Annotated in this window: 20 protein-coding genes; 9 read left to right on the forward strand and 11 right to left on the reverse strand. The window is 54.3% G+C overall.

From position 1 onward, the window contains the following. Window positions 1-44: 44 nt before the first annotated feature. Window positions 45-350 carry an HU family DNA-binding protein gene (locus IEX74_RS14540; protein WP_188814738.1) on the reverse strand — a complete coding sequence of 102 codons (306 nt, stop codon included), beginning with the start codon at window positions 348-350 and terminating at the stop codon, window positions 45-47. 244 nt (window positions 351-594) lie between these two features. Here IEX74_RS14540 and mutY point away from each other — a divergent pair, with 244 nt between their 5' ends. From mutY to IEX74_RS14565, 5 genes are all read left to right on the forward strand, one after another. Further along, on the forward strand, window positions 595-1,638 hold the full coding sequence (gene mutY / locus IEX74_RS14545; protein WP_229755307.1) for an A/G-specific adenine glycosylase: 1,044 nt from the start codon (window positions 595-597) through the stop codon (window positions 1,636-1,638). A gap of 92 nt (window positions 1,639-1,730) precedes the next feature. Next, the gene (locus tag IEX74_RS14550) at window positions 1,731-2,165 is read left to right on the forward strand and encodes a single-stranded DNA-binding protein (protein ID WP_188814740.1); all 435 of its coding nucleotides are present in this window, start codon (window positions 1,731-1,733) and stop codon (window positions 2,163-2,165) included. A 129-nt stretch (window positions 2,166-2,294) separates the two neighbouring features. Beyond that, on the forward strand, window positions 2,295-2,891 hold the full coding sequence (gldD, locus tag IEX74_RS14555) for a gliding motility lipoprotein GldD (protein WP_188814741.1): 597 nt from the start codon (window positions 2,295-2,297) through the stop codon (window positions 2,889-2,891). Window positions 2,892-3,017: 126 nt separating this feature from the next. After that, window positions 3,018-5,111, forward strand: coding sequence for an ATP-dependent DNA helicase RecG (gene recG, locus IEX74_RS14560; protein WP_188814742.1), 2,094 nt, complete (start codon window positions 3,018-3,020; stop codon window positions 5,109-5,111). Window positions 5,112-5,842: 731 nt separating this feature from the next. After that, on the forward strand, window positions 5,843-7,240 hold the full coding sequence (locus IEX74_RS14565) for a TolB-like translocation protein (RefSeq protein ID WP_229755308.1): 1,398 nt from the start codon (window positions 5,843-5,845) through the stop codon (window positions 7,238-7,240). A 198-nt stretch (window positions 7,241-7,438) separates the two neighbouring features. Here IEX74_RS14565 and IEX74_RS14570 read toward each other — a convergent pair whose 3' ends face one another. The 5 genes from IEX74_RS14570 to IEX74_RS14590 form a co-directional block, all read right to left on the reverse strand. Further along, window positions 7,439-9,226 carry an acyl-CoA dehydrogenase FadE gene (locus IEX74_RS14570; RefSeq protein WP_188814744.1) on the reverse strand — a complete coding sequence of 596 codons (1,788 nt, stop codon included), beginning with the start codon at window positions 9,224-9,226 and terminating at the stop codon, window positions 7,439-7,441. 158 nt (window positions 9,227-9,384) lie between these two features. Beyond that, a complete protein-coding gene (locus tag IEX74_RS14575) occupies window positions 9,385-10,563 on the reverse strand; it encodes an acetyl-CoA C-acyltransferase (protein ID WP_188814745.1) in 1,179 nt (392 codons plus the stop codon). Between the two features lie 171 nt (window positions 10,564-10,734). After that, entirely contained in the window at window positions 10,735-13,143 is a 2,409-nt protein-coding gene (locus tag IEX74_RS14580) for a 3-hydroxyacyl-CoA dehydrogenase/enoyl-CoA hydratase family protein (protein WP_188814746.1), read from the reverse strand. Between the two features lie 61 nt (window positions 13,144-13,204). Beyond that, complete coding sequence (locus IEX74_RS14585) at window positions 13,205-13,684, reverse strand: MarR family winged helix-turn-helix transcriptional regulator (protein WP_188814747.1); 480 nt, start codon at window positions 13,682-13,684, stop codon at window positions 13,205-13,207. Window positions 13,685-13,894: 210 nt separating this feature from the next. Further along, entirely contained in the window at window positions 13,895-15,673 is a 1,779-nt protein-coding gene (locus IEX74_RS14590; RefSeq protein WP_188814748.1) for an AMP-dependent synthetase/ligase, read from the reverse strand. Window positions 15,674-15,825: 152 nt separating this feature from the next. Between IEX74_RS14590 and IEX74_RS14595 the strand changes: the two genes are divergently transcribed. The 4 genes from IEX74_RS14595 to IEX74_RS14610 all read left to right on the forward strand — a co-directional run bounded on the left by IEX74_RS14595 (window position 15,826) and on the right by IEX74_RS14610 (window position 18,883). Next, a complete protein-coding gene (locus IEX74_RS14595) occupies window positions 15,826-16,974 on the forward strand; it encodes a formimidoylglutamase (protein ID WP_188814749.1) in 1,149 nt (382 codons plus the stop codon). Between the two features lie 135 nt (window positions 16,975-17,109). Next, window positions 17,110-17,376 (forward strand): cytochrome b5 domain-containing protein, encoded by a 267-nt coding sequence (locus IEX74_RS14600; protein WP_188814750.1) that lies wholly within the window; start codon window positions 17,110-17,112, stop codon window positions 17,374-17,376. A gap of 51 nt (window positions 17,377-17,427) precedes the next feature. Next, window positions 17,428-18,234: an N-acetylmuramic acid 6-phosphate etherase gene (gene murQ / locus IEX74_RS14605; protein WP_188814751.1), complete on the forward strand. Its 807-nt coding sequence runs from the start codon at window positions 17,428-17,430 to the stop codon at window positions 18,232-18,234. An 82-nt stretch (window positions 18,235-18,316) separates the two neighbouring features. Beyond that, on the forward strand, window positions 18,317-18,883 hold the full coding sequence (locus IEX74_RS14610; protein WP_188814752.1) for a hypothetical protein: 567 nt from the start codon (window positions 18,317-18,319) through the stop codon (window positions 18,881-18,883). 139 nt (window positions 18,884-19,022) lie between these two features. Here the strand turns inward: IEX74_RS14610 and IEX74_RS14615 are convergent, their stop codons facing one another. The 5 genes from IEX74_RS14615 to IEX74_RS14635 all read right to left on the reverse strand — a co-directional run bounded on the left by IEX74_RS14615 (window position 19,023) and on the right by IEX74_RS14635 (window position 22,535). After that, window positions 19,023-19,319, reverse strand: coding sequence for a hypothetical protein (locus tag IEX74_RS14615; protein ID WP_229755309.1), 297 nt, complete (start codon window positions 19,317-19,319; stop codon window positions 19,023-19,025). Window positions 19,320-19,458: 139 nt separating this feature from the next. Then, a complete protein-coding gene (der, locus tag IEX74_RS14620) occupies window positions 19,459-20,781 on the reverse strand; it encodes a ribosome biogenesis GTPase Der (protein WP_188814754.1) in 1,323 nt (440 codons plus the stop codon). 186 nt (window positions 20,782-20,967) lie between these two features. Next, window positions 20,968-21,861 carry a GTPase Era gene (era, locus tag IEX74_RS14625; RefSeq protein ID WP_188814755.1) on the reverse strand — a complete coding sequence of 298 codons (894 nt, stop codon included), beginning with the start codon at window positions 21,859-21,861 and terminating at the stop codon, window positions 20,968-20,970. Between the two features lie 162 nt (window positions 21,862-22,023). Continuing rightward, the gene (locus tag IEX74_RS14630) at window positions 22,024-22,215 is read right to left on the reverse strand and encodes a helix-turn-helix domain-containing protein (protein WP_262892041.1); all 192 of its coding nucleotides are present in this window, start codon (window positions 22,213-22,215) and stop codon (window positions 22,024-22,026) included. Window positions 22,216-22,310: 95 nt separating this feature from the next. After that, on the reverse strand, window positions 22,311-22,535 hold the full coding sequence (locus IEX74_RS14635; RefSeq protein WP_229755310.1) for a hypothetical protein: 225 nt from the start codon (window positions 22,533-22,535) through the stop codon (window positions 22,311-22,313). Window positions 22,536-22,604 lie beyond the last annotated feature (69 nt).

The raw sequence follows: 22,604 nt of genomic DNA on the forward strand, positions 1-22,604 counted from the left end.
GGAATGCCCGGCGGCTCGGCCGGCAATGTTACAAAGAAACGATCTTAGGCTTGCGCTTCTTCTTTAATCTTCTTGCTGTTCTTGATCTTGCTGATGAAGGTCTTCGAAGGCTTGAAGCTTGGGATAAAGTGCTCGTCGATGATGATCGACGTGTTTTTCGAGATGTTACGAGCGACTTTCTTTGCCCGTTTCTTGTTTACGAAGCTTCCAAAGCCGCGCACGTAGATGTTGCTGCCCTCGGCCATCGAATCCTTCACAACTTTGAAGAAGGCCTCTACGGTAGCCGAAACATCTGTTTTCTCAATGCCGGTCTTGTCGGCAATTTCGGCGATTACTTCTGCTTTAGTCACGCTGGTAAGTGTACTATGGAGTGAAAAAAATGTGTTGGGCAAAAAATATCAAAAACAAACGTAAGCCCTTGCCCGGTAGGCTGTTCGGTTTGGAATTAGGGCCACAAAGGTAGCCCCCTTTTTTGGTTTTGCAATACTTCTACTATAAACCCATTCTGGCTGTTGTGTTTACGACAAGCCTTTCTTATTCAAAAACTTGACCACGAATCAATCCGTTCCCGCTCATTCATATTTCGCGCCAGTTTTGCTGGATTGGTACCCGCGTCATCGCCGCGACCTGCCCTGGCGCCACACCCGCGACCCGTATGCCATCTGGCTTTCCGAAGTTATTTTGCAGCAAACGCGCGTCCGGCAGGGTTTGCCTTATTACTATGATTTTATAACCACTTATCCGACGGTGCACGATTTAGCTGCGGCATCGGAGGATGAGGTATTGCGTCATTGGCAGGGCCTGGGCTATTACTCCCGGGCCCGCAACATGCACCACACGGCTCAGCAGGTAGTGCAGGAGTACGGCGGCCACTTCCCGGCTACCTACGCGGAGTTGCTCAAGCTACGTGGCGTGGGGCAGTATACGGCCGCCGCCATTGCCTCTTTCGCCTTCGGCGAACAAGTAGCGGTGTTAGATGGCAACGTGTTTCGGGTGCTGGCGCGGGTGTTTGGCATTACGGCTGATATTGCGGCTCCGGCCACGCGCAAGCAGTTTCAGCAGCTCGCCGATTCGCTGATTCCGGCTGATACGCCTGATCAGTTCAATCAGGGCATTATGGAGTTTGGCGCCATTCAGTGCACGCCCGTCAACCCGGATTGTCTGTTTTGCCCGTTGCAAAGTCAATGCTTTGCCTTTCAGCACGGTATGGTGAACGAGCTACCCGTAAAGAGCAAGGCCAAAGCCGGACGCACACGCTACTTTCACTACTTGGTGCTACGCTATGGTGATACCGTGTATTTGCGTAAGCGGGTCGAAAAAGACATTTGGCAAGGTCTGTATGATTTTGCCCTGACGGAAACGGATGCTCCTACGCTGCCCGCGCTTGAAGTGCTCAATGCCGTAGAAAAGCTAGGTGGCACTGTAGCCACCGACCGCGTAGCCGAACCCTCCAGCGCTTACCGTCATGTTCTCAGTCACCAGAAGGTTGAGGCTAGGTTTCACCCTGTTTGGCTCAGCGAACCGCTACCCGCTACGACTCTAGCTACGTCGGGGCTAGCCCCCTTCACGGCCGCCGAAACAGAGCAGCTACCTAAAGCCATTCTCATTGCTAATTACCTGCAAAAAACCGTTTTTTAGGCGGTTTCTGCTTGGATAAGCGGTCCTATTTTGGTATCTTTAAAGGAAATAAGTCTCCCTAATTTTCCCTTTTTGAAGCATTTTAAGCAAGTATGGCAGCAGGAGTTAACAAAGTAATTTTGGTGGGAAACCTAGGTAAAGATCCAGAGGTGCGGCACCTGGAAGGCGGCACCGCTGTAGCCCGCTTTACTCTGGCCACCAACGATTATTACAAGGATAAAAGCGGTAACCGCGTCGAGCGAACAGAATGGCACAACATCGCGCTGTGGCGTGATCTGGCGGAAGTTGCGGAGAAGTATCTGCGCAAAGGCCAGCAAGTGTACATCGAAGGCCGAATTCGCACGCGTCAGTACCAGGACAAGGACAACCAGACGCGCTACATCACGGAGATTGTTGCGGAAGAGCTAACGATGCTAGGTGGCCGTCCGCAGGCGGAAAACCAATCGGAACAAGCCAGCCAGGCGGGAGCTTCGCCGGAGGCGCAAACCTTTCGGCAGGAGCCGGAGCTGGATCAATTGCCGTTCTAAGTGCCGCAAGCGAAAGGGCACGAACTTTTCTTTTGTAAAGCCTCGGCACGTAGCCGAGGCTTTTTCTGTTGCCGCTACGGGAGCCGCTTGTTTCAGGCTACCTTTGAGCAGTAAATCCGCATTTCCCGAATGCCAACGTTTCCATCTTTGCGTCGCGTGTGTTTCGCGCTGAGCCTTCCGCTGCTTACGGCAGCTTGCACTTCTACCCCCGACTATACTCCCAAGCCCAAAGGCTATAACCGGATTGACCTGCCGCCGCACAGCTACCAGCAGCTCGCGCCGGGGCACCCGTATACGTTCCAGTATTCGCGCTATGCCAAGGTGCTCCGTGACTCTTCGTACCTAGCTCAGCCTCATTGGATTAACCTATACTACCCGCAGTATCATGCCAGCGTACAGATTACCTACACCGACGTAAATCGTAATTCGAAGCTGTTTACGAAGCTGCTGGAAGATGCGCGCAAACTCACCAGCAAGCACCAGATCAAGGCATCGGCCATTGATGAGACGGTGCTCCAAACCCCGCACGGCATGCGGGTAGCCGTATTCGAGCTGTCGGGTGAGGTACCTAGCCAGTTCCAGTTTTACACGACGGATAGCACGCGCCATTTCTTTCGCGGCGCGCTGTACTTTCGGACGGCTACAGCCAACGATTCACTTGCGCCTGTTATCAGCTACGTCAAGCAAGACATAGTGCAGATGCTGAATACCTTACAGTACAAATAACCATTTACATTTAACAGTTATCAATTAACATTTGACATTCCCTTTGGGCTCAGCGCTTTGTTTTGATGAGCTGTTTAAGATGAGCAGGGCTGTTACCTGAATAACGGTTGACTGTTAACTGAACACATGAGTTTTTTTAATACCAAGATTGAGAACCTGCGGGGCGTGGGCACGCAGCGGGCCCAGCTGCTACAAAAGGAGCTAGGTATCTTCACCTACGGCGACCTGATTCAGCGCTACCCTTTCCGCTACCTCGACCGCACGCAGTTTTATAACATTGTTGACCTGCACGACGACCTGCCGTATGTGCAGGTGAAGGGCATTCTGCGTGGTCGTGAGGTTTTGGGAGAAGGGCCAAAGCAGCGCTTGGTTGCGAAAGTGGCTGACGCCAGCGGCGAGCTGGAGCTGGTGTGGTTCAAGGGCTTGAAGTGGATGCAAAACATCGTCAAGAACCACCAGGAATACATCGTTTTTGGCAAGCCAACCTTCTTCAACGGCAAAGCGCAGATGTCGCACCCGGAGCTGGAAGAAGTGACCGAAGCTAAAGCCGGGCAGAGTTTTTTGCAGCCCGTATACAACACCACGGAGAAGCTCAAGAACTACCATCGCATTGACAGCAAAGCAATTATGCGCATGGTGGTTGATCTGCTCAAGATTGCCGCGCCGCATATTCAGGAGTCGTTGTCGCCGGAGCTGGTGCGCCATTATGCGCTGATGAGCAAAGCGGATGCCTTGCAGCAGATTCACTTCCCGCAGAGCACGGAGCTTTTGCAGGCAGCTAGGTTTCGGCTCAAGTTTGAAGAGCTGTTTTACGTGCAGCTCAAGCTGCTACGCCAGAAAACGCAGCGCAAAGTGACGCTCGCCGGGCAGATTTTCAAAGAAGTACCGTCGTTGGTCGACTTCTACAAGAATCACCTGACATTTGACCTAACCGGCGCGCAAAAGCGCGTTATCCACGATATCTACAAAGATTTTTGCTCGGGCAAGCAGATGAACCGCTTGTTGCAGGGCGACGTGGGCTCCGGCAAAACCATCGTGGCGTTCATCTCCATGCTCATGGCCGCCGACAATGGCGCGCAAAGCTGCCTGATGGCCCCCACCGAGATTTTAGCTGATCAGCACTACGTTGGCCTAAAGCAATACGCCGATCAGCTGGGCATCAATCTAGGTAAGCTCACGGGCTCTTCCCGCACGAGCGAGCGGCGGGTGCTGCACGAGCAGCTCCGTAGCGGCGAAATGCACATGCTGGTGGGCACGCACGCGCTGCTCGAGGATGTGGTGCAGTTCCGCAACCTAGGTCTGACCATCATGGACGAGCAGCACCGCTTCGGTGTAGCGCAACGCTCGAAGCTGTGGCAGAAGAACCCGGATATCATTCCACATGTGTTGGTAATGACGGCTACGCCCATCCCACGGACGCTGGCCATGACGCTCTACGGCGACCTCGACGTATCGGTGATTGATGAGCTGCCAGCCGGCCGCAAGCCTATCGTGACGGTGCACCGCTACGATACTAACCGCCTGAAGGTGTTTCAGTTCCTGCGCGACCAGATCAACCTAGGCCGGCAGGTTTACATCGTTTATCCGCTTATCGAGGAAAGCGAAACGATGGACTACAAGGACCTTACTGATGGCTACGAAAGCGTAGCACGCGCCTTCCCCGAGTTCCAGATCAGTGTGGTGCACGGGCGCATGAAGGCGGAAGAAAAAGACTTTGAAATGCAGCGTTTTCTGAAGCGTGAAACGCAGATCATGGTCGCTACCACGGTAATCGAAGTTGGCGTAAACGTGCCAAATGCCTCCGTAATGGTGATTGAAAGCGCCGAGCGGTTTGGCCTCTCTCAGCTGCACCAGCTGCGCGGCCGCGTGGGGCGGGGTGCCGAGCAGAGCTATTGCATTCTGATGACGGGCTACAAGCTGAGCAAAGACAGCCGCACCCGCCTCGAAACGATGGTGCGCACCAACAATGGCTTTGAAATCGCCGATATCGACCTGAAGCTGCGCGGCCCCGGCGACCTGATGGGCACGCAGCAAAGCGGCGTGCTGGACCTGTTGATTGCCGACTTGGCCAAGGATGGACGCATCCTGACCGAATCACGGGCGGCGGCTCAGCAACTGCTCGACGAGGATGCTGACTTAACCAAGCCCGAGAACCTGAACATCCGGCGGCATATCGAGTCATTGCCCGCCACGGCCGTCAACTGGAGCCGGATCAGCTAGGTTCGGCGCTACCAGTCGGCCATAAAAAAAGCGACTAGAGAAGTCGCTTACTGCTGAATACCTTATTCAAACTGTACCTGCTGTTCTTGCTTACTGTTTGTCTGCCAGAATCGCCTGGACCCTACTACAGTAGTAGGCGATGATACCTGCCGCGTGAAGAAGGAAGTAGCGGAAGTCGGTAAGGAGTTAGAATGGAGCATCTTAACTGTACTCCGGGCAGTGGTGGCTTGCTTAGTGAGCTTACCTACCACAATAAGGGCAAAAAGTAGCGCGAAACGTAGAGAAGACTTCATAATACTTAAACACTTGGATTATGCCTATAGTGGCACAAAGTTAAGGCCAAAGTGTAGAATTACACAATCAGATGCAGAAGCAATGAGACCAGCTATTCACATCTACACATAAGCTCCTGACTCTGAACCACAAATCAATCCATAAAAGTCGCCAGATTCAAATTTTACAACATTCCAGGTAATGTCCATTACCTTGCCGTCTATTCTCAAAGTAACAACCTCTCCCGTAGAAAAGTACTACCAGCGGGATTAAGGAAGTATGAACAAAATAAGTTCATACAGTGTGGTTAGCTAAAGCGTCGCCATTTACGGGAGAAGGAGCTTGTTAGATGCATTTGGCACGAACTTTTTGTCTGTTATTTAAACAGTTTCACTTAACCTATTATTGCTGTGCGCCTTACATTTTCTTTTGCTTTTTACTTCTTACTAATCAGCCTGTTGGCTCGCCCAGTTGAAGCACAGAAAATAAAATCCGTTCCGTTTAGCTACCTCTCTGAGCGCTCGGATGACCGCTACAACCAGCGCGTAACACAAAAAACGTTGCCGTTAGCGGAAGGTGGTTTTCTGATTTTGGCCCACAAATCGGCAACCGAATACGCAGTGGAGCGCTACAGCCCAGATTTGCAGCGCACCTGGTCGGCTTCGATACCAGTTGCGGGCACGGAAAGCATTGATGGCTTTATGCATGGCATCAAGCAGGCACTCGTGATTATTCATAGCAACAGCAATGGTTCTCAGCACCTTTCGGCGCAGGCTATTGACCTAGGTACGGGGCAGAAAGCGCCACTCAAGAAGCTGGTGGAAGCAAGCAGCCGCGACCGGCGGCCCGGCGTTGCCTTCTCACCCGACGGTACCAAACTCGTAGCGTGGAGCTACGCCATGCGCGACGAGCAGATCCGCGCAATTGCGGCGAGCATCTACGATGAGCAGCTAACGAAACTGAAAGACCGCACCTACGACTTCCACGACCTAGGTGCTTTCTTCTCCCCTACCGTTTACATCGGCAACGACGGCACGCAGTACGTAACGCTCATTAGTGAGGAAATGAAGAAGCTGAGCGTGAGGCGCTACCGCAACAATAACCCGGATGTGAAAGTAATGTCGGTGGCTGTGGGCGGCAGCTTTGGCGGTAAAGCAGTTACGGTGTTCGATACCAAGTTTACGATCCGGCCCGACAATACCTTGTATGCTGCTGCCATTTGCACCGAGCGGCAAACGGGACAATACTACAGCCTGAAACTGGTGAAATTCGACTTCAACGGGGAGGGTACTATGAAGTTTGCGGACGAGTTTCGGTTTACGCCTGAGTACCTGGCTGACGTAAACAAGGCTACACAAGGCACCAGCAAACGCCTGGAAGACGTGTACTTATCTGATCTACTCGTTACGGAGGAAAAGCATCTGGTCGTAATTGCGGAGAAGAAATACGAGGAAGGCGGCGACGAGTCGCCGGTGCGCACGAAAGAATTGCACCTGTTTGGCTACAACGAGTTTGAAGCGCCTACCTGGCATTCGATTATCGCTAAGGACCAGGTGGCGCCCCCAGCTGAATCTTTCACCGGTATCGGCTACAAGGCAACGGTTTTTGGTTCTACCGTTCAGATCCTGACGCAGGAAAAGATTAAGAACAAATCGGACCTGTACGTGCGGTTGATCAACGCGCAGACTGGCGTCGTGCAGCCCGCGAAAGGCCTAGGTCTGAACGTAGCCAACGACCAGCAACTCGCTTACGTGAAAGACTTTACAGCGTGGCTAAACGCCAAAACGCTTATTGGTGTGAGTCGGCCCAGCAAAAAGTCGTCAGCTTTGATGCTGAATAAGATTGTAGTGAAGTAAAGGCTTGTCTGAGCCGCGGATTTTTCGGATCTCGCAAATTTTGTGGACGACTCGTTTCTGCTCTTTTCCGCTCTCTTCCTCAATACAGCTTAAAAATAGAAAAGCCTTCCCACTGCTGGGAAGGCTTTTCTGTTGAGTAAAACCTAGGTTATCAATCGTCTACAAAATCCGTCGAATCCATGGTTCAGACAACCTAGCTTAATACACGTATTCGTTTGCTTCAATCATGGCAGCCGCAATGCGACGACGAGCGTCTTTTGCGTTGAACAAATCGGCTTTGGTGAAGCGCTTCAGACCTAGGGCAAGCAGGCGCTGCTCATCGCCTTCGGTCATGGAGGCAATGGCGTCCTTGCCGAACTTGTTCACGAGGTCCACAGCATCGGAGAGGTACACGCGGGCAATGTCGATCTGGTTCGCCAGTGCTTCTTCGCCTTTTTCAGCGGCTTCTTTCTCTACGCGCAACACGGTGCTTTCGGCCGTGTACACCTTAATGGCCATATCGGCAATATTCATCAACACCTCCTGCTCTTTGGCGAGCGAGTTCATGTACTTCTGCACGGCCGTGCCGGCAACCATCAGGATGGCTTTTTTCAGGTTCTTGATAATCTTGTGCTCGGCGGCAAACAAGCCGGTAGGCTCTTCCGCGCCGAAATCAGGAATAGCCATCAGCTCTTGCTGAACGGCTTGCGCCGGGCCCATCAGGTCCAGCTCGCCCTTCAGACCCTTTTTCAGGATCATGTCAACGGCCAGCATGCGGTTGATTTCGTTCGTGCCTTCGAAGATGCGGTTGATGCGGGAGTCGCGGTAAGCGCGGTCCATCGGGTAGTCGGCCGAGAAGCCGTAGCCACCGAAGATCTGCACGCCTTCATCCACCACGTAGTCAAGCACTTCAGAACCTTCCACCTTCAGCATGGCGCACTCCACGGCAAACTCGCGGGCAGCACCTAGCAGCGCCTCGCTGTAGCTCTTGCCCTGGGCCAGTAGCTCTTGCTCAGTGCGGTGAATGTCCATACCAGCCCGATAGATGGCCGACTCCACGGCGTACGTGCGAATAGCTTGCTGGGCCAGCTTGTAGCGGATGGCGCCGAACTTAGAAATCGGCAGCTTAAACTGCACCCGCTCGTTGGCGTACTTCACGCTGGTCGTTACCACGCGCTTGGTGGCACCCAGGCAAGCGGCGGCGAGTTTAATGCGGCCAATATTCAAAATGTTGAAGGCAATCAGGTGGCCTTTGCCAATCTCACCCAGCACGTTCTCCTTGGGCACTTTCACGTCGGAAAGGAACACTTGGCGCGTTGACGAGCCGCGGATACCCATCTTGTGCTCTTCGTTGCCGAAACTCAGGCCGGGCGTATCCCGCTCCACGATGAAGCCCGTGAACTTGTCGCCATCAACCTGCGCAAACACGATGAAGACGTGCGCAAAGCCGGCGTTGGTAATCCACATTTTCTGGCCGTTCAGCACGTAGCTCTGACCGTCTTCACTTAGTATGGCTTTGCTGCGTGCACCTAAAGCATCGGAGCCGGAACCGGGCTCGGTGAGGCAGTACGCGCCAGCCCACTCGCCGGTCGTCAGCTTCGGAATGTACTTCTGCTTCTGCTCTTCGGTGCCGAAGTACAGAATTGGCAACATACCAATACCAGTGTGGGCCGCAAAAGCTACCGGGAACGAGTGGCCGCCGCCCACGCCTTCCGTCACGAGCAGGGCCGTGTTGAAGTCCATGTCGAAGCCGCCGTGCTCGGCCGGGATGCTCACGCCAAACAGACCTAGCTCACCGGCTTTCTTCATCAAGCCTTCCAGCAACCCTTCTTCGTGGTTGTCGAGGCGCTCCAAGAGAGGGTCCACTTCAGTAGTCACGAACTCCAGACACGTCTGGTACATCATGCGCTGTTCTTCCGAAAACTCGGCGGGGGTGAAAACGTCTTGGGCGTCGGTTTCTTTGATGATGAACTCGCCGCCTTTGATGGCTTTATTTGATACTTCCATAGCTGGGTGAGCGTTGAAGATGAAAGGGAAGGAGGTTCTAATTTACGAAAATTTGTTAGGCTTGCAGCCTATTTTCTCCAAAGAAAACCCCAATGCTGGGGCTCCCTTTATTTTTATACTAAACTGTGTAGAACGGCAAATTCAGCTTTAACAAGTTACTATTTAAGCAGCTCGTAGATACCCGCCACGCCTTGGCCGCCGCCTACGCAGGCCGTGACCATGCCGAACTTCTGGCCTCGCTCGCGTAGTTCATCAAAAAGCTGAATGCTCAGCTTCGCGCCCGAGCAGCCCAGCGGGTGACCTAGGGCAATAGCGCCACCGTTCACGTTAAGCTTATCGGGGTCAATACCTAGCTCGCGCGTTACGGCAATCGACTGAGAGGCAAAAGCTTCGTTCAGCTCGATCAAGTCGATTTCGTCGAGCTTCATACCGGCTTGCTTCAGCACCTTTGGCACGGCTTTAATCGGGCCCATGCCCATAATGCGTGGGTCGATGCCTTCGGAGGCATAGTTCACCAAGCGCGCAATGGGCTCCAGGTTCAGCTCCTTCACAATGCGCTCCGACATCACCAGCACGAAGGCGGCACCGTCGGAGGTCTGGGAAGAGTTGCCGGCCGTGACGGTGCCATTGGCGGCAAACACCGGACGCAGCTTTGCCAGCGCCTCCAGCGACGTATCAGCGCGCGGCCCCTCGTCGGTATCGACTACATAGGAGCGGGTCTGCTTCTTGCCAGAGGCCGGATCGAGGAAGGTTTCCTCCACCGTAATCGGCACAATTTGCTTCTTGAACTTGCCTTCCTTGATGGCTTTGATGGCCTTCTGGTGCGAGCTGTACGCAAACTGATCCTGGTCTTCGCGGCTGATATGGTAGTTGTTGGCTACGGCTTCCGCGGTGAGACCCATACCTAGGTAGTAGTCGGGGTGCTCCTGCGCCAGCTTGTAGTTGGGCACCGTTTTCCAACCAACCGTTGGCACCATGCTCATGCTTTCGGTGCCGCCGGCAATAATTACATCAGCCATACCCGCTGCAATTTTACCTACGGCCATGGCAATTGTTTCCACGCCCGAACCGCAGTAGCGGTTTACGATAAGGCCGGGCACGTTGGTTGGCAAAGCCAGCAACGAAATCAAGCGACCCATCTGCAAGCCTTGTTCAGCCTCTGGTACGGCATTTCCTACCAGAACATCATCCACACGGGCCGGGTCAAGTTGAGGCACCGAGGCTAGCAGGTGCTTGATTACCTCGGCAGCTAGGTCGTCGGGGCGTGTAAAGCGGAAACCACCGCGTGGTGCTTTGGCCACTGCGGTGCGATAACCGGCTACGATATATGCTTCCATTTTAGTTACGTCTTAGAATATGGTGGGTATCACTGCTATCTAGAGCTAGCTTCTTCGAGTCGGCCAAGAGCCAGAATTCAGTTGGTTTTCTTTTAGTAGAACAACTTGAATTCACAGTTAATTCTAACCGAAACTGCTCTTGGCTTTTCTTCACCTAAGCTAGTTTGTCGCCTAATTCCGCAGCGGTTTACCAGTGGTCAGAATGCTTTGAATCCGCTCCAGCGTTTTCCGCTCGCCGCAGAGGCTCAGGAAAGCTTCGCGCTCTAAGTCGAGCAGATACTGCTCGCTCACATCCGTAGGGGCCGACAAGTCGCCGCCGCACATCACGTAGGCTAGTTTGTTGGCAATCTTCTGGTCGTGGGCCGAGATGTAGTTGCCTTCTTTCATAGCGTACACGCCCGTTTGGAACATGGCGAGGGCGCCGCGGCCGTGCACTTTGATGTTGGTCTTCTGCGTGGGCTGGGTGTAGCCGGCGTCGGCCAGCTCCAGCGCGGCGGCTTTGGCTTGCGCAATGACACGGTTGCTGTTCACCACCACTTCGTCGCCGCGGCGCATGAAGCCTAGGTCGAATGCTTCCGCTGCCGACGTCGAAACTTTGGCCGTGCTGATGGTCATGTAGGTGTTGCGCAGCAGATTGAACTCCGGCTCACCTTCCTCATATTTAGCGGCCGTGCGCAAGGTCATTTCCTTGGTGCCACCACCGCCGGGAATCAAGCCCACGCCAAACTCCACGAGGCCCATGTAGGTTTCGGCAGCAGCTACAACCCGGTCGCAATGCAGGTTCAATTCACAACCGCCACCTAGGCTCAAGCCATGCGGCGCGCCCACTACCGGAATGCTGCTGTAGCGCATGCGCATCATGGCCTGCTGGAACTGCCGGATCATCAGGTTCAGCTCGTCGTAGTCCTGCTCCAGTGCAAACATGTACACCAGACCTAGGTTGGCCCCCGCCGAGAAGTTCGGCGCGTCGTTGCCGACCACCAAGCCACGGTAGCCTTGCTCGGCCATGTCCACGCCTTTCATCAGGCCCTGAATCACATCCGAGCCCATAGCGTTCATCTTGCTGTGGAACTCCACGTTCAGAATGCCGTCACCTAGGTCGATGACGCTGGCGCCGGAGTTCTTCCACAGCACTTTGCCCGCCGAGCGCAGGTTGTCGAGAATGATGAAGTTCTCGACGCCCGGAATAGCCTGGTAGCTCTTGGTTTCGGGGTCGTAGAACTGCTTTGTGCCTTGCTCCGATACTTTATAGAAGGTCGAGTTGCCGGCAGCCAGCATTTCCTCCACCCACGGCGCTACCGTTTTGCCTTCGGCTTGAGCTAGCTCAAGACCTTTCTGCACACCTAGGGCATCCCAGGTTTCAAAAGGCCCTTGCTCCCAACCGAAACCAGCACGTAGCGCGTCGTCAATCTTGTACAGGGCATCGGTGATTTCGGGAATGCGGTTGCTGACGTAGGCAAACAACCCCGCGAATAGCTTGCGGTAAAACTCGCCCGCTTTGTCCTTGCCGCCCACCAGCACCTTGTAGCGGTCCGACAGCTTTTCGATGAGCTTAGTTGCCTCCAGCGTGGGAAATTTCACCTTCTGGCTCGGCTTGTACTCCATCGTAGCTAGGTCGAGGGCATAGATTTCAGACTTGCCGCCCTCCCCTTTCACTTTCTTATAGAAGCCCTGGCCGGTTTTATCACCGAGCCATTTGTTCTCGCCCATCTTCTTCACGAAGTCGGGCAGTTGGAATACGTCTTTGGCTTCGTCGTTCGGTAAGCCTTGTGCAAGGCCGTTGGTCACGTTGATGGTCGTGTCCAGACCTACCACATCAGAAGTGCGCAGCGTAGCCGACTTCGCGTGACCGATTACCGGGCCCGTCAGCTTATCAACTTCCTCCACCGTCAGACCTAGCTTTTGCATGTTCTGCATCACGTCGAGCATGGCAAACACGCCCACGCGGTTGGCGATAAATCCCTGAGTATCTTTGGCCAGCACGGTGGTCTTACCTAGGTATAGGTCGCCGTAGTGCATCAGGAAATCGACCACGGCCGGATCGGTGTCCGGCGTCGGGATAATTTCGAGCAGCTTCAGGTAGCGCGGCGGGTTGAAGAAGTGCGTGCCGCAGAAGTTCTTCTTGAAGTCGTCGGAGCGGCCTTCCGCCAACAAATGAATCGGAATGCCCGAGGTGTTCGAGGTGATGAGCGTACCGGGCTTGCGTACTTTCTCGACCTTCTCGTACAAGCTCTGCTTGATATCGAGGCGTTCCACAACGACCTCAATGGCCCAGTCGCAGGAGGCAATATCCTTGAGGTTGTCGTCGAAGTTGCCGGTCTTAATGCGGGCAGCGTCGGCTTTGCGGTAAAGCGGCGAGGGGTTGCTGGCTACAGCGGCTTGCAAGGAGCTGTTCACGATGCGGTTGCGCACGGCAGGCGTTTCCAGCGTCAGTCCTTTAGCTTGTTCGTCGGCCGTTAGCTCGCGGGGCACAATGTCGAGCAGCAATACCTGCACGCCGATGTTGGCGAAGTGGCAAGCGATGCGCGAGCCCATAACGCCGGAGCCGAGCACGGCAACTTTCTTGATAGTTCGGTTCATTCCAGAAAGGAAGTGGGTGAGAGAATGAGCGAATAAATAGCTGAGCAGCTGCTACCTAGGTCTAGGCAGAAGTCTTCTCAGGGTGGAGAGGCTTGAGGGTAAAATCTTCAAACAGCGTCTTGCCTTCAATCATGCTGTTGATCTGGCCAACAACCTTAAAGAACACGTCGAGCTGACTTTGGGAGACTTTCTCCCGAATCTTCTGGTTGAAGTGTCGTACCGTCTGGCGCGAGATTTCCTTTTTCTGCAAACCTTCGGCCGTCAGGAAAATGCGCACCGAGCGCTTGTCCTGCTGGTCGGCTTGTTTGTAGATCAGGCCTTTCTCTTCCATGCTGCGCAAAATGCGCGTCAGGCTGCGCGTTTCCAGCCCAAGCAGGGGCGCAATCTTGGTAGCCGGCGTGCCGTTTTCCTGATCGATATTCAGCAGCACAAAGCCGATGCTGGTGGTAATATCGTACTTGGCAGCCTGCGCATTATACATGCGCGAAATGGCGTGCCAGGCAACTTTAATATTATAATCGACGGTTTCTTCCGGTTTCATAAGCGGGGCGAAGTCCGGTAAATCTACAAAGAAATATAGTATGCAAGCATACTAGTTTAAAAGAAAAAAGTTGGGGCCAAAGACAGCTTCTAGACTTTTCTCTGACCCCAACTAATGAAACCTAGCTTCCCGCACGATGTAGCGGTTTACGTAGCCCGGTCTGCTCCTACCTAGGTCCGGACTACTAAACTCATGCAACTCAAATCCGCTTTAATGGTGCACGCCCTGGTGATATAAGGTCTCGATCAGCTCCTTATTATTCTCCGTTATTATTTTGCGCTTCAGCTTCATCGTGGGCGTCATTTCGCCGCTTTCCACGGTCCAGTGGTGAGGCAGCAGCACAATTTTCTTGATCTGCTCCCAGTGCGCGAAGTTCTGGTTGTACTTCTTCACCAGGTCTTCGTAGAGCTTCACCACTTTTTCGTTTTTCACCAGCTCTTCTGCCACGCCGCTGCACTCCACGTTGTTGCGCTTGCACCAGCCGCGCAGGTCGTCGAAAGAAGGAATGACCAAGGCGGCCGGAAACTTCTGATCGGCGCCCACCACCATCACCTGCTCCACCAACGGCGACTCTTTCAGCTTACCCTCAATGACTTGCGGGGCAATGTACTTACCACCCGAAGTCTTGAACATCTCCTTCTTGCGGTCGGTGATCTTGAGGAAACGTCCGTTTACAAACTCACCGATGTCGCCGGTGTGGAACCAGCCGTCGGCGTCGATGGCTTCGGCCGTGAGGTCGGGGCGGTTGTAGTAGCCTTTCATCACGGAAGCCGAGCGGGTCAGGATTTCGCCATCGGGCGCGATTTTCACCTCCATGTTGTCGATCAGCGGCCCTACGGTACCGATCATGTTATTTTCGGGCTCGGCGCCGCCAACGGCAATAACAGGGGAAGTTTCGGTCAGACCGTAGCCTTCCATCACCCGAATGCCGGCCGCCCAGAACACCCGCGCCAACCTAGGTTGCAAGGCCCCGCCCCCCGACACAATGCAGCGCAGTTCGCCGCCCAGTGCTTCGCGCCACTTATTGAAGATGAGCTTATTAGCTAAAGCCAGTTGCGTGTTATAGAAGAAGCCCTGATTTTGCTGCGTATCGTATTTCAAACCTAGGTTCAGAGCCCAGAAAAACAAGTTTTTCTTCACGCCTTCCAGCTCGTGGCCTTTCGCCACAATCTTATCATACACTTTTTCCAGCAGGCGCGGCACCGTGGTGAAGATCTGGGGCTTTACTTCGCGCAGATTTTCGGCAATGCTTTCCATGCTCTCGGCGTAGTAAATGCTGACACCGTTGATCATGTAGATGTAGGTCACCATGCGCTCAAAAATGTGGCAGAGCGGCAAAAAGCTCAGGGCCTTATCGGTGCTCGTGACGGGCACATAGCGCTGAGAGTTACGGCAGTTGCTCAGAATGTTATCGTGCGTGAGCATCACGCCTTTCGGGCTGCCCGTGGTGCCGCTCGTGTAGATAATCGTGAGCAGATCATCGGGCTGCACGGCGGCACGCAGCGGCTCCAGCGTTTGCGCGTCGGCCTGCTTACCTAGGTTTAGCAGCTCGCTGAAATGCCGGGCATTTGCCAGCTTGTCGAAGGTGAAGATGTGCTCTACCTCCTGCAGTTCGGCCGTGGCTTCCTGCACTTTATCGTACAGTTTTTGATCGGCGACGAACACGACCTTCACCCCGGCATCGCGGAAGATGTATTTATAATCTTCTACCGTAATGCTCGGGTACATGGGCACACTCACGGCGCCAATCTGCGAAATGCCGAAATCGGCCAGCATCCACTCCGGGCGGTTCATCGAGATGATGGCAACTTTATCATCTTTCTGCACACCCAGCTGGAGCAGCCCCAGGCTCAGCTGATTAGCCAAGTCGCTGGCCTGCTGGGTGCTTGTGGGCTGCCATTCGTTGTTCAGCTTCGCCGTAAGGCAATCCGACTTCGGGAACTTGGCAAGCTGATTCGGGAGAATATCAAATGCGCGGCGAACTTCCATAAAAAGGGCAAATGGGTGGAATTGTAGCTTAAATTAATAGATTTTTTACTGGAAAGAGCACTATTGAAGCGCAGCTATTACGCTGGTGCTATCAGGCGCGCAGGCGCTGCCAGCTTTTGCGTAGCTTTGCTGACCTGTTTTGCTCGCGCCCGATGAATCTGGCTCTCTTTTTCGATCCGCTCCGTGAGGAGCTAATAACCTCTGGCTCTACGCTTTCCACGTTGGCCATTTGTGCGTCGCCATTTGTGGATAATTTCCCGGACTGGCGCAATGCCGACCTGGCTATCATTGGCTTGGATGAATGGCGCGGCAGCGCGGCCAGCTCGCCTGCCACGCACGGCGCCGATGAAGTGCGCCGCCGCTTCTACCAGCTGCAGAAAGGCACTGGCTCGGTCCGCCTCGTCGACCTAGGTAACCTGCGCCCCGGCCTGACGCTGGAAGACACCTACCTGCGGCTGCGCGAAATCGTGGCAATGCTGCTGGAACACAATACGGTACCGATTCTGCTGGGCGGCAGCCCTGACCTAGATTATGGTCAATTCTTGGCCTACGAGACGTTGGAGCGCCCGGTCAGCTTTGCCGCCATCGATTCGCGCGTGGATATGGCCGAGCACGACTCGGCGCCGCCGGAAGAAGCGCATTTGCGGCGCATACTCATGTACGAGCCCAATTTCCTGTTCAACTTCGTTCAGCTCGCTTATCAGCAATATTTGGTGGCGCCCGAAGTGCTAGTAGCGCTGGAAAAGCTGCACTTCGAGAAACTGCGTCTGGGCGATATTCACGCTGATGTACGCCAGGCCGAGCTGCTGCTGCGCCAAGCCGATTTTGTGAGCTTCGATGTAGCCGCCATTCGCTGGCCGAGCGCCCCGGCTTACGAGCCCGTCAACCCCTTTGGCCTGACCGGCGAGGAAGCCGCGCAGCTCGCCTGGTACGCCGGCCACAGCGACCACCTGAGCAGCTTCGGTCTCTACGGCTACCGCCCCGACCACGACACGCACGGCCTGGCAGCTTCTACCCTCGCCACCATGCTCTGGTATTTCATCGAAGGCTATTACCACCGCAGCGGCAAAACTGATTTTCAGAGCCATAACTTCACGCGCTACCTCGTCAGCTTCGCCGACACGCCCGAAAGCGTTGTGTTTTACAAGGCTAACTACGGTGAAAAGTGGTGGGTGGAAGTGGAAAGCATGGGCAACAGCACGCTCAAACGCATCGTGCCCTGCACCTACGAGGAGTACCTGCACGCCATCCACGGCACCCTTCCCGACCGTTGGTATGTCACGCAGGCTTTACTAGGCTAGGGTCATTTGGCATTTAACATTTACCATTTAACAGTTAGTATCTGTCGGGTGCTGGCTTTGCCTGTATTGCTTCCGCTTCTTTTTCATACTCTAATTTCCAAGGCGTCCTTCATTAGCTGCACTCAAGCTTGGTAAATGGTAAATGAAATGTTGCCTGAATACACGCGGGCGCAGCTGGCGCTACGAAATGGGCAGGATCGGGATGAAATCTGGGTGGCGTACCTAGGTTTGGTATATGACGTGAGCCGCTCCCGGCTCTGGCGGCGCGGTAATCATTATGAGCACTGGGCCGGTCAGGATCTTACCAAAGAATTGCAGCACGATGCGCCGCATACCGAGCATGTATTTGATAATTTTCCGGTTATTGGTCGGCTGAAAGATCCTTTGCTGTCTGGTTGTTGAAGCACAGGCAGGTTTCACAACTCACCATTTCACCACTTCACCACCTCTCCGTTGAGCACCACCGAAAGTCCTTCCCTCTTCAACAACCTCGAAACGCTTTCCACCCGCGAGCTGCTCACGGGCATCAACAGCGTCGACCAGACGGTGCCGCTGGCAGTAGCCAAAGCGCTGCCACAGATCGAAGCGCTGGTAGAAGCTACCGTGGCCCGGCTCCGCGACGGTGGCCGCTTGTTCTATATCGGGGCGGGCACCAGCGGGAGGCTAGGTATTCTGGATGCCTCGGAGTGCCCGCCCACCTTTGGCGTGCCGCAGGGCTTGGTGATTGGTCTCATTGCCGGCGGCGACACCGCTATTCGCAAAGCCGTCGAGAATGCCGAAGACGACACCGAGCAGGCGTGGCGCGATTTGCAGGCGTATGATATCAGCGAGAAGGATATTCTGGTCGGAATTGCCGCATCGGGGCGCACGCCATACGTAATCGGCGGCTTGCAACAAGCTCGGCAACAAGGCATTGCTACCGGCTGCATTGTGTGCAACGCGGGTTCAGCCGTAGCCGCCGCCGCCGAGTTTCCGGTGGAAGTCGTGACAGGGCCGGAGTTCCTGACGGGCAGTACGCGCATGAAAGCTGGCACCGCCCAGAAGCTCGTGCTCAACATGCTCACCACCGCCACCATGATTAGGCTAGGTCGGGTGAAAGGCAACAAGATGGTGGATATGCAGCTCTCCAACCACAAGCTCGTCGACCGCGGCGAGCGGATGCTGATGGATGAGCTAGGTATTGCGCAACCCGAAGCAGCGGCATTATTGAAGCAGCACGGCTCAGTGCGAGCGGCTTTGGAAGCCCGACAGAACTCGTAAAACAGCAGTACTTTTTTGAAGCTAGGTGGAACAGAACGCCGCATGGTGCGTTTTTACCAATACAACCAACAGCCTTCTTCTCGTGCATACCATCGAGCCGCACTATAACTGGATTGAGCAGTATTCTGCTTCAGAAGATCCCCGCTCGCCCCTCTTCGAAGCCGAAAACAGCCTCGATACGTTTACCAATACCATCTACGGCTACTACATTCACCCTCAGTGGGATAGTCTGGAGTCGGATACGCTGTTCCTGAAAATTCTCTTTGTCGACTACGACCTAGGTCTTGGCGTTATCGAGTTTATCGGCGAGTGGAACGACGCCATCGAAAACGACATCATGCAACTCAAGCGCAACATCATCGATCTGATGACGCACGAGGGCATCCGTAAGTTTATCCTGATCGGTGAAAACGTGTTCAACTTCCACGGCTCCGACGACAGCTACTACGAAGAGTGGTTTGAAGACGTGGAAGATGGCTGGATTGCGGGCGTGAACTTTCAGGAGCACGTTATCCGCGAAATGCACCAGTACAATGTGGATAATTACATCAACTTCGGCGGCCAGCTCAATGAGCTGCCTTGGCGCACGTACGCGCCCCGCAAGCTGTTCGACGTGGTAGACGGCTTGATTCAGCGGCGCCTAGGCTAGCTGTCATTCCGAGTGAAGCGAGGAATCTGGTAACGAACCTAGGTAGATAACTCAGATTCCTCGCTTCACTCGGAATGACAAACAAAAAGGGCTGCTCCGGTTAGGAGCAGCCCTTTTTGTTTGCGCTTAGCGCGAAAGCTTACTTGGTAGCAGTCGTATCAGCACCTTCTTCCATTTGGTCAGCAGCATTCGCCGTTGAGTCACGCACTTCGTCTGCCTTCTCTTCCATAGCGTCAGCTTTGGCTTCGCCAGAAGCTTCTACGTTTTCAGCAGCTTGCTCAGTAGCTTCTTCTTTTTTGCTTTCGCAAGAAGCGAGCGAGAACGAAGCGGCAGCCAGGGCGAGGAACAGTACTTTTTTCATGGGTAAGGGCTTTTGAGAGGGTTGAATTTCTAATCCGACAGATTCGCCAGCAGCGAAATCTGAGGCTTTATACACTCAACCGTAGAAGGTAACCCTAGCCCAAGAAAATATTTTGAGACTTGTTTCTTTCTAAAAAATTATGGCTGGCTTATACCCTAGGTTTATTTCGGGCCGAGCCAGCCATAATTTGCTTTAACTTCCTAATAATCAAGCCTTATTTCTTCCGGAAGATGATACCGATCGGCACGCCCGTGAAGTCAAAATTCTCGCGCAGGCGGTTTTCCAGGAAGCGCGTGTAGCTTTCCTTCACGTACTGCGGCAGGTTGCAGAAGAAAGCAAAAACCGGATTGTGCGTCGGCAATTGCGTGGCGTATTTGATGCGCACCAGCTTGCCCTTGGTGGCGGGCGGCGGGTACTTCTCGATTTCGGCCAGCATCACTTCGTTCAGCTGCGAAGTCGGTACCTTCTTCATCTTGTTGTGGTACACTTCGATGGCCGTTTCGATGGCCTTGTGCACGCGCTGCTTGTTCAGCACCGAGATGAATACGATGGGCGGGTAGCTGATCGGCGCAATCTTCTCCCGGATTTTCTCTTCGAACTCCTTGGCCGTGTTGGTCTGCTTGTCCTCGATCAGGTCCCACTTGTTCACCAGAATCACGATGCCCTTGCGGTTTTTGTCGGCCAGGCTGATGATGTTCACGTCCTGGGCCTCAATGCCGCGGGTCGCATCCAGCATCACCACGCACACATCCGATTCTTCCATGGCCCGGATGGCCCGGAGCACAGAGTAAAACTCAATGTCTTCGTTGACCTTGCTTTTGCGGCGCAGTCCGGCCGTATCCACCAGGATAAATTCGTTGCCAAACGCGTTGTAGCGCGCCTGAATCGAGTCGCGGGTGGTGCCGGCGATATCCGTTACGATGCTGCGGTCGGTGCCGAGCAGCAGGTTCACGAACGACGATTTACCCGCGTTCGGACGGCCCACCACGGCAATTTTCGGTACACCAGCATCGGGTTCTTCTACGCCTTCTTCCTCAAAGTGACTCACTACGGCATCCAGCAGGTCGCCGGTGCCGGAGCCGCTTTGGCTGCTGATGCTGAAAATATCGCCTTCGCCCAAACCTAGGGCGTAGAACTCGCCGGCCGCGTGGACGCGGGCGTTGGTGTCGGCTTTGTTGGCTACCAGGTAGATAGGCTTCTGGCCTTCGTAGCGGCGCAGCACGTTGGCAAACTCCTCATCAAGCGGGTGCAAGCCAGCGTCTACGTCGACCATGAACAGGACCACATCGGCTTCCTCAATAGCTAGCTTTACCTGCTTGTTGATTTCGCCTTCAAAGATATCTTCGGAATTGTGCACGTAGCCACCCGTGTCAATCACGGTGTAGTACTTGCCCGTCCAGTCGCCGTAGCCGTAGTGCCGGTCGCGGGTGACGCCGCTCTGGTTGTCCATAATGGCCTTGCGCTGGCCAACTAAGCGGTTAAAAAGGGTGGATTTGCCCACGTTGGGGCGGCCCACAATTGCAATCGTATTGCTCATGATGTCGACTCCAGCCGCCGGCCCGACCATGTTCGGCAGTGCCCGGAGTAGTTAAGTGAAGATGAGGTCGGAAAATGGTGAAATAGTGAGGTGGTGAAATAGTGATGCCGTGGACTCTGTCGAATAGCGTGTTTGCGCAAATTGAACAGCAAACTCACCATTTCACCACCTCACTATCTCACCTTATTACTGATACCCAAAACGGTTCAATGCTTTCGGGTCGGTGCGCCAGTTTTCGTTGACTTTGACGTGGATTTCGAGGAAGACTTTTTTCAGGAAGAACTTCTCCATCTCCTCGCGCGACCAGGTGCCTACTTTCTTCAGCGCCTCGCCTTTCTGCCCGATGATGATGCCTTTCTGGCTGCTGCGCTCCACGTAGATGATGGCGCGCATCCGGATGATGTCTTCCTCTTCCTTGAACTCTTCAACGGACACCTCGCAGCTGTACGGAACCTCTTTTTTGTACAGCTTGAAGATCTTCTCGCGAATCATTTCCGCAGCAAAAAAACGCTCCGGCTTGTCCGTTAGTTCATCTTTCGGATAATAGGGCGGATGCACCGGCAGACGCTCCAGCACCATTTGCAGCACCTGCTCAGTATTAAACTTTTCGAGGGCCGAAATGGGCAGCACTTCGGCGGCGTTGGGCAAATGATGCTTCCAGTAAGCTAGCTTTTCTTCTACCTCCGCCTGCTCGGCCTGATCCACTTTGTTGACCAGCAGAATAATCGGCACATCCGTTTTGCGCAGGCGCTCCACGATGGGCTCCTCGTCGTGCTTTTCGTAGATATCCGTCACGAACAGAATCACGTCGGCATCTTCCAAGGACGAATACACGAAGCTCATCATGGCGTTGTGCAGCTCGTATTTGGGCTGAATAATGCCGGGCGTGTCGGAGTACACGAGCTGGAAATCATCGCCGTTGAGGATGCCCAGGATGCGGTGGCGCGTAGTCTGAGCCTTGCTGGTGACGATGCTGAGCCGCTCGCCCACCAGCGCATTCATCAGCGTCGACTTGCCCACGTTGGGTTTGCCGATAATGCTCACAAAGCCAGCGCGGTGCGGATTAGGTTCGGGATTCACGGGTTTTCAAAATTAGCCTGCAAAGGTACGGTTATTCTGGCCGAAAAGGAAGCTGCCCGCCGATTTGCGCGTTCGGTCAATTTCTTCTGCGGAAATGGTCAACAATGCCGCGGCCCAAACGGCCGAATTTTGCTCACATCAAGTCAGGCATCTTTTCAAAACCTAGCCTTTTAGGCTCTTAACGTAAACTCCCGCCCATCGTTTGAAGGAGCGCACGAACACGCTGAGTTCGAAGTAGCCGAGCAGAAAGGCAATATCCGTTGTGCTCAGAAACGGGTCGCGCAGGTGGCGCTGGGCCAGCTCCTGCCGCATCTCATCGAGCAGCTGCTGGTAGGGGAGGTTGGCAGTCTTCAGGTGCTACTGCATGGAGCGCACCCCTAGGTTTAGCTGATCGGCTACGGCGCTCAGGGCAGGCTCGGCCCCTTTCAATAGCTGCATGATTTCGCGCTTTACGCGCTCAGCTCAGCTAAGTTAGCGCAGCTGACCAGCAGCGCATTGGCATGCTGCTCGAAGAAAGGAAACAGCGTCGCGTTGGCGTTGAACACAGGCAAGTCCAGCACCGATGCATCAAACGCAATACTGGTTTTGGTTGCCCCAAAATGCAGGCGAGCGGGCGCAAATATCCGCTCGTGCTCCCGAGTATCCTTGGCATAGCAGCGCACGGTCGGCGCCACGTTAGGTAGCTGCCCACAATATCAGGTTAAAGAAGCCAACAGCCAGCGTGTCGTTCGTGGTCAGGTGTT

It is taken from the genome of Hymenobacter cavernae (genome assembly GCF_014641455.1).
Taxonomy (GTDB): Bacteria; Bacteroidota; Bacteroidia; order Cytophagales; family Hymenobacteraceae; genus Hymenobacter; species Hymenobacter cavernae.

Bases quoted from the DNA above. Each gene is read 5' to 3' on its own strand.
- IEX74_RS14550 (WP_188814740.1), top strand. From the start codon at position 1,731: ATGGCAGCAGGAGTTAACAAAGTAATTTTGGTGGGAAACCTAGGTAAA.
- gldD (WP_188814741.1), top strand. From the start codon at position 2,295: ATGCCAACGTTTCCATCTTTGCGTCGCGTGTGTTTCGCGCTGAGCCTT.
- recG (WP_188814742.1), top strand. From the start codon at position 3,018: ATGAGTTTTTTTAATACCAAGATTGAGAACCTGCGGGGCGTGGGCACG.
- IEX74_RS14570 (WP_188814744.1), bottom strand. From the start codon at position 9,226: ATGGAAGTATCAAATAAAGCCATCAAAGGCGGCGAGTTCATCATCAAA.
- IEX74_RS14575 (WP_188814745.1), bottom strand. From the start codon at position 10,563: ATGGAAGCATATATCGTAGCCGGTTATCGCACCGCAGTGGCCAAAGCA.
- IEX74_RS14580 (WP_188814746.1), bottom strand. From the start codon at position 13,143: ATGAACCGAACTATCAAGAAAGTTGCCGTGCTCGGCTCCGGCGTTATG.
- IEX74_RS14585 (WP_188814747.1), bottom strand. From the start codon at position 13,684: ATGAAACCGGAAGAAACCGTCGATTATAATATTAAAGTTGCCTGGCAC.
- IEX74_RS14590 (WP_188814748.1), bottom strand. From the start codon at position 15,673: ATGGAAGTTCGCCGCGCATTTGATATTCTCCCGAATCAGCTTGCCAAG.
- IEX74_RS14595 (WP_188814749.1), top strand. From the start codon at position 15,826: ATGAATCTGGCTCTCTTTTTCGATCCGCTCCGTGAGGAGCTAATAACC.
- IEX74_RS14600 (WP_188814750.1), top strand. From the start codon at position 17,110: ATGGTAAATGAAATGTTGCCTGAATACACGCGGGCGCAGCTGGCGCTA.
- der (WP_188814754.1), bottom strand. From the start codon at position 20,781: ATGAGCAATACGATTGCAATTGTGGGCCGCCCCAACGTGGGCAAATCC.